We start from the raw sequence: 14,534 nt of genomic DNA on the forward strand, positions 1-14,534 counted from the left end.
ACAACCATTGATAATAAAAGCGATTGTCTCCCTCTAAAGTAGCCTCATCAACATCGATTAAGCGTTGATACAATTCGGGGTGAAGACTCTCTGCATCCAATTGAACAAGGCGATATGCAAACGACAGGTTTTCAGGGAAGTCTTCCGAACCTTTATTCAATACATCTTTAGCGACAGCCAACTGTCCGTGATCAACATGTAGTTTTGCAGCATTCAGATATAAACCTTCACTTTTCAATCCGTATTCAATTGCACTCAAATAAACTGATTGTGCTTCTTCAAAACGTAATAGTTGGTACAACAATTTACCTAATTGCATGCGATAACTTAAATTTTCAGGTTTCTTCCCAACACATGCTTTCAGACATTCAACCGCACGTTCAAATTCCTTAGCCTTTACCAAGACCTCGGCATATTTTCCTGATAATTCAATATCATCTTGTACTGAAAGATAAGCTTCGAAAACCTTTGCTGACTCAACAATCATTCCCATATCAGCATAAAGACCCGCTAGTTCCAATACAAAAGTCCTATTGAGGGGCTCGGCTTGGTACACATGCAGCAGGTGTTGTTTCGCTGCTTGATTATCATTTTGTTGGCGAGCAATCGTCCCTAAAGAATAGTGAGCATCACAGTTCTGCGGATCGATCGAAAGAATCTTATTATAGCAACGACGAGCTCGAGAGAGTCTTTCAGACTGTATATACTCGTTAGCCTGCTGCATTAAGGTTTGTATTTCCGACTCGCTCATATTCCTGCCTTTCGATTTCTTATTAAAATGTAATCCCGAGATGTATTCCAACGCAGCGAGAAGACTCGCGTTAGTTTAACGTGGCATAACCTCAACGATCTGAACCATATCATCCTCTTTAGTTCGGGATGAAGAAATAGATTGCTCTAAATCAAACTCATACTCTTTACGTTCACCACTGCGATCAATTGCTAGTGTTTCGAAATCAAAAAGCTGGGTATCCGCTAACTGGGAAGGCGATACATTCTGTAAGGCTGTGAAAATTGACTCAATTCTTGAAGGGTGTTCTTTTTCCCATTGAATAAGCATTTTCTTAATGGATTGACGCTGGAGATTTTCTTGCGAACCACAAAGATTGCACGGAATGATCGGGTAAGCCTTCACCAGAGCAAACTGCTCAATATCTTTCTCACGACAATAAGCCAGCGGCCTAATCACGACATTTCGCTTGTCATCAGAAAGCAGTTTAGGTGGCATAGCTGACAACCTTGAACCATGAAACATGTTCAGAAACATGGTCTCAACGATGTCATCTTTATGATGGCCTAAAGCTATCTTATTCGCTTTAATCTCCTCAGCAAAGGAGTATAAAGTACCACGACGTAAACGTGAGCACAGGCCACAGGTTGTCTTGCCTTCTGGTATCTTGGACTTAACGATGGAGTAAGTATCTCGATCAATAATATAATATTCAATATCAAGTGATTCCAGATACTTAGGAAGGACATGGTCAGGAAAACCTGGCTGTTTCTGGTCAAGGTTTACGGCGACTAGGTCGAAACTGATCGGAGCACTCTTTTGCAGACTCATCAGAATGTCTAGCATGGTGTAGCTGTCTTTTCCGCCCGACAAGCAAACCATAATACGATCACCGTCTTCGATCATATTAAAGTCGGCAATGGCCTTACCCATGCCACTGCGCAAGCGCTTTTGAAGCTTGTTAAACTCGTATTTCTCTGAACCTGCTAAGCTCTGCATAACCCTACAACCTGACAACGACAACATTAAAGGCGCGCATTATAGCGAATTTACGGCTTTAACCCAAAGCCCGGTCTAACAAACGTTTAGCAGCGGATATTTTTTTAAACTGTTCCCCGCAGCCCCCCTTATCAGGGTGATGAATTTGAGCAAGCTTACGATACTGAAGCTTAACCTGCCTTTGGTCAGCATTAGCAGGCAAATCTAATACACTTAGCGCAGCATGCCGATCATCATTTGCCAGAAACTTACGCCAAAACTTATCGAGCAGGTCGTTTACTTCATCTTCTTCTGTTTCAAAATAGTGGCTAATATCAAGGTAATATGCCTTAACCGAATCATAAGATGATAATTCGGAAACTCCTTCTGCAAAGGGTCTTCTAGATATATTTATCAGATTGATGTCGAGAAAAAAACGCTGCTCATCTAGATAAGTGTTTTGTAGCGTGTAAAGGGCGTGTTTTAACAGAAAGTGGGCACGAAAAAGGTCTTTACTCTGACTTATATTGAACTCGGAAAACGGCTCTTGCTGAATGCATTTTAGATGTTGAATAAGCTCAATTTCTTTAACGCTAGCATGATCATCAAGATAGTTATCTATCCCCTTGATAATATCTAACAAGACATCCAAGCTAGTGAGCCTTCTTGCCTAAACGGCTTCGAGGAGGGGCGATGCCTACACCGTTCTTTTCTTTCTGCTTCACTTCATACATTGCCCGATCAGCAGACTTCAAAATATCGGCCGTTTTTTCACCATTATCAGGGTACATACTAATACCTATACTACCACCAACGGTGACCGTTAAACCGGCAACCTGTAAAGGTCTTTCCAGGTTAAACAGTACCTTTTCGGCGACTTGCCGAGCATGCGCGTTGGATTCACAATCATGCAATATCAACACAAACTCATCGCCACCAATTCGAGCTAATACATCCGCTTCTCTGACGGCCATTTTGATGCGCTGTACAACTTCACACAACACGACATCACCCACTTCATGGCCATATTGATCATTCACGATTTTAAAATCATCCAAATCAATAAACAGTACCGCAACACGCTCCTTTCTTCGCTTAGCTAATGCGATCGCTTCTTCCAGTTTTTCAAAGAACAAAGTCCGGTTACCTATCCCCGTTAAGGCATCAGAATGAGCAAGTTCTTTTAACTTATTCTCTAATGCCTTACGCTCGGTAATATCATTAGCCATGGCAACAACCCGCCCAGGTTGCAAGACTGCGTAGTGCCATTCACATAGAACAAGCTTATTCCTATTGGTCCGACTCCAACCCTCAGCAACCTTAACCTCTCGCCGATCAAACAGGTTCGCAATCATTCTACGAAACTTGTTCTGGTCTCCTAAGGGCACCACATAATCGTAAACAGATTGGCCAATGATATCTTCTGAAGCCCAAGCAAAAATTTGTTCTGCCTGATGATTCCATTCAATGATTTTGCCCTGACTATCCATAATCACCATTGCAGTGGGCGTATTATCAACCACAGTTCTAAGCCAAGAAGTGCGTTTATCCAAACGACGGTTCAAGCGCCAAACGTAAGCGAGAAAGCTCAGCAATATAATCGTAATCAGTGAGGCACCAAGCCCCCAACGTTTCACCAAGTCGGCACTAACCCCTTCCTCACTCCTGTAAAGAAAGTCGTCAAGCGAATAATCTGCAGACAGGCTGCCTTGCTCGACATAAACCTTGGCAATATGGTGCCAGCGTTTACTCGTCATATAGCCTGGGGAGATTAGCTCACTTTCTAGCAAGTCTTTCATCTTCTCTGCTTCAAACATTAAATGCGCTTTTGTATGTCGCTGGCTGTAGCGTTCATAGATCAGGTCTACAATTTCTGAGGGGTGATCCATAGCATATCGCCAGCCTTTAAAACTGGCTCGCCTAAATGCTGCAACCCGTTTAGGGTGGTGTTTGAGTTCATGAATCGTAGTAAAAAGGTTGTCACCATAAAAATCGACCCCGGAATCTTTTGGTCGAAACAGCGTGTACGGCTCTCCCAAACGCTCAAACTCAAACACTTCATCAGTGGTATAAACAGACATAGCTGCAACCCTACCCGCCATCACATCTGAAGTATTAAAACTGTGCTTAACAATTTTGAGCGTATCACGCGATAAACCTTCTTTGGAAAGATAAGCCATTAACTCAGCCGAGTTGGCTTCAATCATAATAGGTTTGTTGCGTAGGTCTTGTACTTGCTGAATGTTTGAGTATAAGTTGCTCTCAGGCAAACTGGCGGAGCTTAACAAAGCAAGAGGAGAATGTTGGAATATAACCCCTAAAACGACAACAGGCTTAAAGTGGTTGTGTAAAAGCAGCAACTCACTGGTGCCAACTCCAAATTCAGCCTCACCATTAACGACGACTTCAATAGGGTCCATCTCTGGCTCGGCTTCCCGAATGGCGACATCCAAACCTTCTTCAGCGTAAAAACCTTTTTCCAGCGCCGCATAATAACCCGCAAATTGAAACTGATGTTTCCATTTGAGCTGTAGAGTTACACTTTCGCTGGACAAAGCATAGGGCACAGATGCCACCAACAAAGTCAGACTGAAAATCCAATTCTTAATCACATAGAAGCTCCTGCCTCTCGCCTCTTAGCACTGAAGGGCTATTACTATATTGTTCACTTCTCGACAATTTCCTAATATTATGCGCGACAATAGTGAAAACTACTATCCTTAAAGTCTAGCATTCAACTATCACTGACGCTTAATTTTGTTCAGTTTTTACGCGTCCGACGGCATCTAACCAGCCGCTATAGAGTTTTTTTGCATCTTCTGGACAAATATCAGGTGAAAAACGTTTATCAAGATGCCACATATCTGCAATCGTCTCGACGCTTTCAAATAAACCGGCCTTTAAACCAGCCAAGTATGCCGCACCTAATGCCGTGGTCTCGACAATTTCAGGCCGGTCAACCGAAACATTCAGAAGGTCAGATAGAAACTGTACAACCCAGTCATTGACCACCATGCCTCCATCTACTCTTAAAGTGTTTACTTGCGCACCATCTTTCTCCATCGCGTGGAGCAGATCCCTTGTCTGATAACACACTGACTGTAGGCCAGCTGTGACGATTTCTTCTATCCCCGTATCTCGAGTTAAACCGAACAAAGCACCTCGTGCATTCGGATCCCAATAAGGCGCACCTAAGCCAGTAAAGGCTGGTACCAGATAAACCGAATTGTCATAACCAACCTTCTTGGCCATCGCCACCGTTTCACTAGCATGAGAGATAAACTTTAAGCCATCACGCAACCATTGCACTGCCGCTCCTGCAACAAAGATGCTGCCCTCCAGAGCGTATGTCACTTCAGAATTCAGACGGTAGGCAACAGTAGTCAGTAAACGATTATTGGAGCGTAGTGGCTTCGCACCCGTATTGGCAATCATAAAGCAACCTGTTCCATAAGTGCTTTTGATCATGCCTGGCGTAAAGCAAGCCTGCCCTACCAAGGCGGACTGCTGATCACCTATCATACCGTAGACAGGCATAGAGATACCGAAAAGCTCAGCCTCGGTGTCACCAAACTCATCACTGCTATCCTTGACCTCAGGCAACAACTGTTCCGGGACATCAAAAATCTGTAACAGTTCTTTATCCCACTCTTGTGTATGTATATTGAACAAGGAAGTTCGAGAGGCGTTCGTGGCGTCACTGGCATGCGACCGACCACCGGTTAAGCGCCATAGCAGGAAAGTATCGACAGTTCCAAACGCCAAGTCCCCTTCGCGAGCTCGTTCATCAGCATCATCGACATTATCAAGAATCCAACGAATCTTACTCGCTGAGAAGTATGGGTCTACCAACAAGCCAGTCTTTTCAGAAATAGTATCTTCCAAGCCTTTATCTTTCAGGCTCTGGCAAAACTCAGAGGTTCGGCGATCCTGCCAAACAATTGCCGGATAGATTGCCTTTCCTGTCTTTCTATCCCAAACAATCGTCGTCTCCCGCTGATTGGTAATACCGATCCCCATTACCTGGTCGGATTCAAGATCTAATTTGGCAAGAACTTGCTTGATTACGCTGACAGTCGTACTCCATATTTCTTCTGGATCATGTTCGACCCATCCATCGTTTGGAAAGTGCTGGGTAAATTCAGCTTGCGCAGTAAACGCTACACGGCCTTGGTGATCAAATAGTAAAGCACGTGAGCTTGTCGTCCCTTGATCAATAGAAAGAATGAACTGAGCCATATTATGATCCCTAAAAATATTATTTTGTCGTATAGTTCAATACACTTACATGTGTAAATGTTATTATTTCAATATTAGCCAGGTGTGCAGGTGAAGGGTTCTTCTATATTGCACGACCTATGCTTTCGTTAACTGTTTATAAGAAGTCTGCGTTACCATGAAACAAAGTGAAAGACACTCTCGTATCATAGAGATCGTAAGTAGTTCCGGGTTTGCAACAATTGAAGAGCTTGCCAGCAAATTTGATGTTACACCACAAACCATTCGTCGAGACTTAAAAGAGCTCGACAACGAAAACAAGATCCAACGTTTTCACGGCGGCGCTGGCCTTAGCTCCACTATTTTAAATACCTCTTACTCTAACCGTAAAGTTGCTTTCCTCAAAGAAAAGCAGCGTATTGCTGAAGCCGTGGCGCTAGAGATTCCTGACCACTCTTCTATCTTCATCAATATCGGCACCACCACTGAAGCAATAGCCCAGACACTTCTCAACCACAATAACCTCACGGTGATTACTAACAACCTTCACGTAGCGAGCATCTTGAGCACCAAAGATGACTTTACAATTATTATCGCGGGCGGTGTTGTCCGCAATCGTGATGGAGGTGTAATGGGTGAAGCAACGATAGATTTCGTCAGCCAGTTTAAAGTCGACTACGCGATCATTGGTATCAGCGGTATCGACGATACAGGTGACCTGCTCGACTTCGACTATCAGGAAGTGAGAGTTTCTCGAGCAATTGTCGAGAACTCCCGCAATATTTTCCTTGCCGCTGACCATTCAAAATTCGGACGGGATGCCTTAACTCGGCTTGGTAACATTGCCGAAGCTCATCATATATTTACCAGTGAAACACCACCGGAAAGCATCGTAAGTATTCTGAATAAAGAAAATATCAAGCTTACCGTCGCCTAACCCCTACCAATTCAACCCTGCATCGACGCCTTACTGAACCTGCGTCGATGTTTGTTTATCACTTCTACATAGCTATTTTTCACGCGCCATTTATAACAATTCACGCCGTCCTATTCTAAGATTATTTTCAATTAATTTTCAGAAAGCCTAATTCTGTCACGCTTTTTCGAAAAACTGTTGAACAATTATTACATTTCGCCTAGCCAAATGTTCGTTTTATGACATAATATGTAAAATTATTAACGTTTTTGAGGTTTATATGAACATTAGCAGTGAAAAAAAGGAACTTTTCTATGATTTAGCTATTGTTGGGGGTGGCATTAACGGGGCTGGTATTGCTGCCGATGCCGCTGGCCGAGGCTTAAAAGTGTTCTTATGTGAACAAAATGACTTGGCTTCAGGTACATCTTCCAGCAGTAGCAAGCTAATACATGGTGGACTAAGGTACCTGGAACACTACGAGTTCAGACTAGTTAAAGAAGCGCTGGCAGAAAGAGAAGTACTGCTTAATAAAGCACCTCACCTTGTCTCACCCCTGAAGTTCGTCATGCCTCACCGCCCTCACCTTCGCCCTGCATGGATGATCCGCTGTGGCTTGTTTATGTATGACCACTTGAGCAAACGAAATACCTTGCCCAAAGCACGGAAGGTGAAATTTGATGGTCATGCACCTTTTACAAACTCGATCACCAAAGGCTTTCAATATCATGACTGCTGGGTCGATGATTCACGTTTGGTAGTTATGAATGCGATAGATGCCCATAATCGTGGTGCAAGCATTGAAGTTCAATCACAGTGCCATAACTTGAGCTTCGACAAAGATCTTGGTCGTTGGCGCCTAAGTATCTTCAACAAGATCGAACAGCGCAGCTACGATATTCTCGCAAGCAATATCGTTAATGCCTCAGGCCCCTGGTTAAACAGCTTTCTTGATTCAGCGGCAGAAGATATTAAACCGGCTCGAAATATTCGACTGATTAAAGGCAGCCATATTATCGTTCCCCGCTTTGAAGAACTGGATGAAGCTTACATTCTACAGAACGAAGACAAGCGTGTGGTATTTGTACTTCCCTATCTTGATCACTTTTCAATAATCGGAACCACCGATAAAGAATACCAAGGAAAGCCAGAAGACGTAGCAATTGAAGAGTGGGAAGTTGATTACCTGATTAAGGTATACAATCAACATTTCAAACGTTCGATTTCTCGTGAAGATATCCAGTCTACCTATTCTGGCGTCCGTCCACTGTGTGATGATGAATCAAACGACCCCTCAGCAATCACCCGTGATTACACGCTAGAACTCCATCAGGAAAGTGAAAGCAACGCCCTGCTTTCAATCTATGGCGGCAAAATCACCACTTACAGAAAGCTTTCAGAAGCGGTTCTAAACAAGCTGTCGCCATTTATTAAGGAGCTTGGTAAACCTTGGACTGCAGATGAACCGATGCCCGGAGTTCAGTTCGTTGGTCAAACAAGAGAGCAGATAGAACAAGCTATTAACAAGAAAGCGCCATGGCTAACTCATACTCTCGTACAACGCTACCTCAAATCATATGGCACCCTTTGCTTTAGCTTTCTAGCGAACAAACAAGGCATGAGCGATATGGGAGAATACTTTGGTGCCGACTTATTCTCTGCAGAAGTCGACTACCTGATTGAACACGAATGGGCACGCTCAGCTGAAGATATTCTCTGGCGCCGCAGCAAACTCGGTTTGTTTTTGAATGAAGAGGAAATTTCGAAGCTTAAACTGTATTTTGAGGGGCGTTTTTCTGGGCTCGCATCAAAAAAGCCAGCCAAAGCGGCGACTGAAGTCGCTGCTTAGGCATTCACCCTAAGCTCGTGGTAGAGGCATCAATGCTTCGATTGCGGGCTATGATCATTAGCGAGGGGCGGAACCCTCTGCTTACGAGCGGGGGTTAGTATCGTATTTCTGGGATAGCGACCATACTTGTAGGCAGAGGCCTCCGTGCCTCGCTGGCGGGTTAGCACGAGTTCGATCATTAGCGAATGGGCGGAACCCTCTGCCTATGGATAGCAAATAAATTTGGGCTAGCCTGGGAATAACTCTATTGGATAGCTAATCGTTGCCTGATCGACACCTGACTTCTGTCCGAAGTTGACTAAGCGCAGACGCTTACAAATTTTGCTTTCCAGTCTTGGCTCATTCAGTGTTGACTCTACTGCCGAACAGCTAGAGACCTGACCACTTGGCTCAACGACTAGCTGTGCAGTAAAGGCTCCTTGCAGTGAAGGCTTCTTACGCAGTGCGCGATTATAAATACTGTTAATCGCAGATTTATTGGCGTCCATGGTGCGACGAATATCTTCACGAGTACGCTGAGCAACCATGCGCTTCGCATCCAGTTCTGCCAGTTCAAGCGCGGTTTGAATTTCTTCAGCTTTTTCTACTTCCGTCATCTCTCTTGAGGCCAATTCCATTCTCTGTGTTTCTTGCGTCAACTTGGTTTCATCAATGCCTGCACTGCGTGAAGTTTTCGCTCTTGAGGCGAGCTTATCTTCAACTTTACGAGCAATAGGTTTTGCCGAAATCGTTTTGGGCGTATCGAGTTTAACGCTATCAGCTAAGCTACTTAGTGCAGACAACTGATTACTCATCGCTAGCAAACCAGATGTTTTGGCTTTCTCTCGTGCCAACTGAATATCTTTTGCTTTCGGCTTAATTTTTGGCTTGGGCTTTTTCGCTATTTGAGCCTTAGGTTTTGGTTTCGGTTTTGGCTTCTCAGCAACTTTCTTCTCAGGCTCAACCTTCTTAATCTCTTTCTTAATCTCTTTTTTAAGGACAGGTTTAGGCTTTTCTTTTTTCTTAAGTATGACCTTTGCTAGTTGAGGAGGCAGGGCTTCCAGCTCTTCCCTATCTTGCTCAGGTAAATCCACCCACGAGACATAAACAGCGATTGCCAAAAATACAGGAATAACCGCTGCGGTAATCTTCCCTAAGCGTTCACTCTCACCTGCTTCGGCATTCCAGGCTGGCCCTAATTGATTAAACGCCATGATTAAGCCTCCTGCTCAACATGCTTATTAACCGCAAGTGAAATGCTGGCATAACCAGAATCCACACAGGTTGTCATAATTTTCTTTAACAGCTCATATGGCAACTCTCGATCGGCAACGATAGTGATTGGACGCCCTTCTGGCGCGACTGCGCTGTTAGACTTTGAAGCCTGATAGTCTAACTCAGCCTTAAGCAGAGGTTCTACCTCTCCTTGAAATTCACGAAGCTCGGCGACTTTAACGATCGCTCGGCCACCGACAAGAATATCGTCGTGAGTCACGGCTAATGCCAGCGCATCTTTTGGCATTTGATCAGCATTAGAAACCGGAAGCTTGACCATATTGTTCTGGTTCAATACTTGTACATCACTTGAGGAATTTACCATCAAGAAAAACACAAGAATCGTAAAGATGTCCATCAAGGATACCAGGTTTAACTTACCCTGATTCTTACTACGGCGTTGGTGACGCTGGATACGCTTGGCTTTTGCTGATGTTTTCATGATCTAACCTTCCCATCAGTTAATTCGGTCTTGGCATCCGCAACACTTTCGTTTGCATCAACAACTTCCGGCGCATCGGCTATCGACACTTCCGGGAATAACTCGGCATTCACTACACTTCCCGCAACAACGGTACGGTAAGATCGCACCTTATCCATCACAGACACCAAGGTCTGATAGGAAGTGTCTTTTCGTGCCATGACAGTAATATCTTTCTTTTCCGGAATACGCGATTTCAGCTCCTGCATCACTTGCCCTAACATCGCAAAGTCGTAAGCCCCAGTACTTACGGCCGCGTTGTCAGAGCTATTATTTGCAACTGAATTCCGCTTTAAACTATCTATTTGCTTAATCACACCGCCTTTATTGTCGGCAACCACCAACTTATCTTCCAGAATCATTACCTGTAACTGCAATGACTCATCATCCTGAGCTGAGCTTTGGTCTTGAGTTGGAAAGTTCAACTCAAGTACACTCGTATGAGCAAAGATCATATTGATCAGCAAGATTGGTACAAGCACGATCATTAAATTCATAAATGCCGTGATATCCAGATCTGCTTCACTTCGTAAGCGTCGATGTTTGCGTTTCATAGTCGAGTCTGCCTATTTCGCTAAGGATTGATCAATAAAGTTGGTTTACAAAGACCAACTAAACAGCGGCTGCCGCATTAAGCCCTGAGTCAGCACTTGGCGACTGTGTAGCCTTAGCAGGTGCTGGAACCGAAGCTGATCGGTCACTTAATAAGTTCATCACTTTAATGCCCGCCATTTCAAAACTATCGACAATCTCGTTAGTCTTTGTTTGAAGTACTGAGTGAACGAGTAATAAAGGAATCGCCGCAATCAAACCGAATGCAGTCGTGTTCATCGCTACTGAAATACTTTGTGATAGCAAGCTAGCTTTTTGTGCAGGATCGGCCGAGGCAACCGCTGTAAATGCAGCGATCAAACCAATGATCGTGCCCAACAAGCCGAGCAAGGTTGAAACGTTAGCTAAAGTCGCTAGATATTGCGTACGTTTTTCTAAACGCGGCATCGTTTCCAGCAAGCCTTCTTCCATCGCATATTCAATTTCTTCACGTGGCTGTCTGCGGCCTAATCGAACCAGACCCGCACCGATCATATTCGACATGGCGGTCTTAGACGAAGAAGCAAACTTTACAGCCGACTTAAAGTCCTTCCCGCTAATCATACGGTGAAGCTTATTAAAGTCCTGGCGGTTATTACGCTTAGCGACACTCAGGTAAACATAGCGTTCAATTGCAATCACCAAACCAACTACCAAAATGATTGAAATCGGATACATGAAGAATCCGCCTTCCTGAAAAAATCGAATTATTGTCTCGATCATAACAATTTACTCCTGGGGGTTTTCTTTGCTTTATGCCTTGTAGGCCATTTAAAATTTATACAATCATCAAGTGCACTTCGCTGACGATTGCAAACAATTGTGAAAATTGTAGATTGAAAAGAGAGAAAAGACGGTTAGATCACGAAAGGATTTGTTGCGAATTGTGTTCATGTTCTTCCATGCACATACTTTGTGTGACTCCTGTCATAGTTTGACGCCATATAGGCCAATATACCTTCTTTTAGCTTACAAGAACCTGTCTAAGTGATGAATCCTACTTTGGTATTGCGGGCACAGTAGTCGCTTTTACATTCTGTTTGCTGAAGGCTTCATGGTAACTTTGCATTCTCAGAAAGCTGGCCCGGTCAAGCGGCTGAATAGGACGTGACGATGCCAAGGTCTGCTCAGGTTCATCAAGAGAGTAAACCTTTGCTGGCTGCCAAGGAACCAAATACAAAACGGTAGGAAGCTCTTGGTTCCCTCGAATAGTCGCCCCTTCGATTGCGATCACAGTTCCTTCTGCCGCCACAACTTGCGTTAAAATAAGACAAGTCAGTAGCATTAAACATTGAGTTAATTTCATATCCTACAACTCCTTATTGTCTATTTTTGATATCAAAGATCCAGTCTTTTACCTGAGGGTCTGGCTCATCAAGTAAAGACTGATATTGCTCGTATAAAGGCAAAGCGTCCGCAAACTGCCCACGATATAAATCCAACAAGATACCCAAGTTTCTAATGGCTGTTATATCTTCAGGGTTCTGATCCAAAGCCTGGCGATAATAGCTCTCCGCCTGATCGAAATCGCCTTTCTCCCGCATAATTTGACCGAGATAGTTGAGTGCCGGGCCAGTAAACTTTGCCAAGTTATCCAAAATCTCAGCCCGCTTGTCTGTAGGCAGATCTATCGACGCCTTGTTATCAGCCTTTTGTTTGTTCTCCTGCCCAAGCGAGTCCTTCAGAGCGAGCACTTTCGATAAGTATGACTCAGCCTCTTCTACATTTCCCAACCACCAGCTACTAATGCCAAGGTTCAAGAGAGGCCCAGGGTACCAGGGGTTTTGCTGATGTATTTCTGCCAGAGTATGAAAGCTATCTTCAAGCTCATCGTTACCTTTGAATACCCCGGCAGCCATCGCTTGGTCCGATGAACTCTCTAGTGACTTCATCGTTTCAACAGCGTCTTGATATTGTGAAACTAATGCTTGTCGCGAATCTTCAGCGGCGATTGATTCCTTATCTATTTTTCCTTTTGTTGCACAGGCACTCAAGATAAGGCACAGACAAACCATCAAAAAACATGACATTGATTGCCTCAAACAGATGAATAGACCCTTAATACAAGTCATAGATGATCTCGCTCTTTAATTCAGGCTTATCGTAACGCCCTGGTAGCAATTCTTTTAAGGCATCAAAACTATTCTGAACCCAGTCATCGTAGATACCAATCCAAGACCTACTGGAGTTCTGTTCATGAATTTCAATAGCACTGTCTTCAAAGGGATAAGCTTGTTCTTCAAGAAGAATTTCGTACTGCTCTAGCTCCAGCTCGTTCAGGCCTGTAGGGCGATCAGAATCCATTAAGTCGCGACTAAGCTGAGCATAAATATCAGCCATGCGATATCCAGCTTCGGTTGAGAACTGAGAGACACCATAACTCGCCGTCTTTTGATAGGCTTTCATAGCTTTTTCCAAAGCTTTGGTTTTTTTAATCATGGTTTCGTTTAGAGGTAGTTTTAACTTGATTCGTTTGTACTGAATAAAGGCATCATTAGCCAAAACACTCGCAGCACCTGCCGCCAAGAAGCGCATACGGTCATCTGCAGCATCACCCAAGCTATCGACCTTCTTCATTTGTTTAGCTAACCAAAAGCGTCGCTTCAGGGGTTTATCCGTTTCTTTATAAAGTTGCGCCAAACGATGAGTCACCTCCATATAGACATCAGCTGGCTCGGCATAGGTATTCGCATAAAGCCGGTAACTGAGTATCGCCTCTTTCTTGTTGTCAGCCTTATCGTATAGCTCCGCTACGATAAACTGAATATCCTGCTTTTCCTGCTCGGTTTTTGCCAGCTTACGCATAATACGCAATTCTCCGGCCGCTGCTTCCCACTGTTCGGTTTCACGATAAGCCAAAGCCATTTTAGCAGGCAGCGTATCGAGTAAATTATGCTTTGGGTAACGCTTTCTGAAGTCTGAAATAACGTCGATAGCACGATGCCATTCTTTTAATTCAATCAAATAACCTGCGGCATCATATTCTGCGCTGGCTCTGAGGGTGGAAGTCGGAGCAACAAGCCCCACGCGAAGAAACTCGTCAACGGCTAGCAAAGTCTGCCCATCTGCCAACTTCGCCTCTGCCTGCTTAAAGACACTCGCAGCCAGGCTTTCAATTGTTGCAGCCCGGCGCTTGTCCTTTGCAGGCATTTGGGTCAATACCTCTTGATACGCACCTTCTGACAGAACAAAGTCATTTAAAGCATACAAACTGTGCGCTTTAATCAAACTACTTTCTAATAAGGTTTGTTTATCAAGCTTGGGCGCACCTTCAAACGAAGTCGGCCAGTCAATCAGGCGCTGAGCCAAAGGTAATGCCCCCTGATAATCTTTCCTGTCAAAATACTCAGAGCTCACGAGGTACAAAACCGGAACCGCTCTATTGTCTTGCTTGTGAATATCAACAAAACGCATTTGAGCCTGCTCCCGCTTAATACTTAAGCTTTCCAGAAGAGCTTGCCTTGCCTCTTGCTCTGTTGGCAGCTTATCTTTTGGCAAGGCTTTGATGCTCTTTAAG

At 44.1% G+C, this 14,534-nt stretch carries 14 protein-coding genes; 2 read left to right on the forward strand and 12 right to left on the reverse strand.

What is annotated here, in order from left to right:
* The 5 genes from A3757_RS01285 to glpK all read right to left on the reverse strand — a co-directional run.
* The coding region (locus A3757_RS01285) for a lipopolysaccharide assembly protein LapB (protein ID WP_156506087.1) at nt 1–751 on the reverse strand (751 nt) is incomplete at its 3' end.
* Nucleotides 752–826: 75 nt separating this feature from the next.
* Nucleotides 827–1,729, reverse strand: coding sequence for a tRNA 2-thiocytidine(32) synthetase TtcA (gene ttcA / locus A3757_RS01290; protein WP_068554480.1), 903 nt, complete (start codon nt 1,727–1,729; stop codon nt 827–829).
* Nucleotides 1,730–1,787: 58 nt separating this feature from the next.
* A complete protein-coding gene (locus A3757_RS01295; protein ID WP_068554482.1) occupies nt 1,788–2,360 on the reverse strand; it encodes a DNA-J related domain-containing protein in 573 nt (190 codons plus the stop codon).
* A 1-nt stretch (nt 2,361) separates the two neighbouring features.
* Nucleotides 2,362–4,320 carry a diguanylate cyclase domain-containing protein gene (locus A3757_RS01300; protein WP_068554484.1) on the reverse strand — a complete coding sequence of 653 codons (1,959 nt, stop codon included), beginning with the start codon at nt 4,318–4,320 and terminating at the stop codon, nt 2,362–2,364.
* A 139-nt stretch (nt 4,321–4,459) separates the two neighbouring features.
* Nucleotides 4,460–5,947, reverse strand: a complete 1,488-nt coding sequence (glpK, locus tag A3757_RS01305) for a glycerol kinase GlpK (protein ID WP_068513108.1) — start codon at nt 5,945–5,947, stop codon at nt 4,460–4,462.
* A 157-nt stretch (nt 5,948–6,104) separates the two neighbouring features.
* On the opposite strand from glpK, the gene A3757_RS01310 reads away from it, so the two are divergent.
* Nucleotides 6,105–6,863, forward strand: coding sequence for a DeoR/GlpR family transcriptional regulator (locus tag A3757_RS01310; protein ID WP_068554486.1), 759 nt, complete (start codon nt 6,105–6,107; stop codon nt 6,861–6,863).
* A gap of 259 nt (nt 6,864–7,122) precedes the next feature.
* The gene (gene glpD, locus A3757_RS01315) at nt 7,123–8,691 is read left to right on the forward strand and encodes a glycerol-3-phosphate dehydrogenase (RefSeq protein WP_068567642.1); all 1,569 of its coding nucleotides are present in this window, start codon (nt 7,123–7,125) and stop codon (nt 8,689–8,691) included.
* A 227-nt stretch (nt 8,692–8,918) separates the two neighbouring features.
* Here the strand turns inward: glpD and A3757_RS01320 are convergent, their stop codons facing one another.
* From A3757_RS01320 to A3757_RS01350, 7 genes are all read right to left on the reverse strand, one after another.
* A complete protein-coding gene (locus A3757_RS01320) occupies nt 8,919–9,884 on the reverse strand; it encodes an AgmX/PglI C-terminal domain-containing protein (RefSeq protein ID WP_068553968.1) in 966 nt (321 codons plus the stop codon).
* Nucleotides 9,885–9,886: 2 nt separating this feature from the next.
* Nucleotides 9,887–10,387, reverse strand: a complete 501-nt coding sequence (locus tag A3757_RS01325; protein WP_068511512.1) for a biopolymer transporter ExbD — start codon at nt 10,385–10,387, stop codon at nt 9,887–9,889.
* Nucleotides 10,384–10,980 carry a biopolymer transporter ExbD gene (locus A3757_RS01330; protein ID WP_068553966.1) on the reverse strand — a complete coding sequence of 199 codons (597 nt, stop codon included), beginning with the start codon at nt 10,978–10,980 and terminating at the stop codon, nt 10,384–10,386. The genes A3757_RS01325 and A3757_RS01330 overlap by 4 nt, the downstream gene beginning before the upstream one ends.
* Nucleotides 10,981–11,038: 58 nt before the next feature.
* Complete coding sequence (locus A3757_RS01335) at nt 11,039–11,740, reverse strand: MotA/TolQ/ExbB proton channel family protein (RefSeq protein WP_068511508.1); 702 nt, start codon at nt 11,738–11,740, stop codon at nt 11,039–11,041.
* Nucleotides 11,741–12,014: 274 nt separating this feature from the next.
* A complete protein-coding gene (locus tag A3757_RS01340) occupies nt 12,015–12,323 on the reverse strand; it encodes a hypothetical protein (protein ID WP_068553964.1) in 309 nt (102 codons plus the stop codon).
* Nucleotides 12,324–12,336: 13 nt separating this feature from the next.
* Nucleotides 12,337–13,047: a tetratricopeptide repeat protein gene (locus tag A3757_RS01345; RefSeq protein ID WP_068553962.1), complete on the reverse strand. Its 711-nt coding sequence runs from the start codon at nt 13,045–13,047 to the stop codon at nt 12,337–12,339.
* A 28-nt stretch (nt 13,048–13,075) separates the two neighbouring features.
* The coding region (locus A3757_RS01350) for a tetratricopeptide repeat protein (protein ID WP_369819511.1) at nt 13,076–14,534 on the reverse strand (1,459 nt) is incomplete at its 5' end.

This window comes from Oleiphilus sp. HI0117 (assembly GCF_001635235.1).

Excerpts from the sequence above, each read along its gene's own strand:
- ttcA (WP_068554480.1), bottom strand. The coding sequence starts at position 1,729 with ATGCAGAGCTTAGCAGGTTCAGAGAAATACGAGTTTAACAAGCTTCAA.
- glpK (WP_068513108.1), bottom strand. The coding sequence starts at position 5,947 with ATGGCTCAGTTCATTCTTTCTATTGATCAAGGGACGACAAGCTCACGT.
- A3757_RS01310 (WP_068554486.1), top strand. The coding sequence starts at position 6,105 with ATGAAACAAAGTGAAAGACACTCTCGTATCATAGAGATCGTAAGTAGT.
- glpD (WP_068567642.1), top strand. The coding sequence starts at position 7,123 with ATGAACATTAGCAGTGAAAAAAAGGAACTTTTCTATGATTTAGCTATT.
- A3757_RS01320 (WP_068553968.1), bottom strand. The coding sequence starts at position 9,884 with ATGGCGTTTAATCAATTAGGGCCAGCCTGGAATGCCGAAGCAGGTGAG.
- A3757_RS01325 (WP_068511512.1), bottom strand. The coding sequence starts at position 10,387 with ATGAAAACATCAGCAAAAGCCAAGCGTATCCAGCGTCACCAACGCCGT.
- A3757_RS01330 (WP_068553966.1), bottom strand. The coding sequence starts at position 10,980 with ATGAAACGCAAACATCGACGCTTACGAAGTGAAGCAGATCTGGATATC.
- A3757_RS01335 (WP_068511508.1), bottom strand. The coding sequence starts at position 11,740 with ATGATCGAGACAATAATTCGATTTTTTCAGGAAGGCGGATTCTTCATG.
- A3757_RS01340 (WP_068553964.1), bottom strand. The coding sequence starts at position 12,323 with ATGAAATTAACTCAATGTTTAATGCTACTGACTTGTCTTATTTTAACG.
- A3757_RS01345 (WP_068553962.1), bottom strand. The coding sequence starts at position 13,047 with ATGTCATGTTTTTTGATGGTTTGTCTGTGCCTTATCTTGAGTGCCTGT.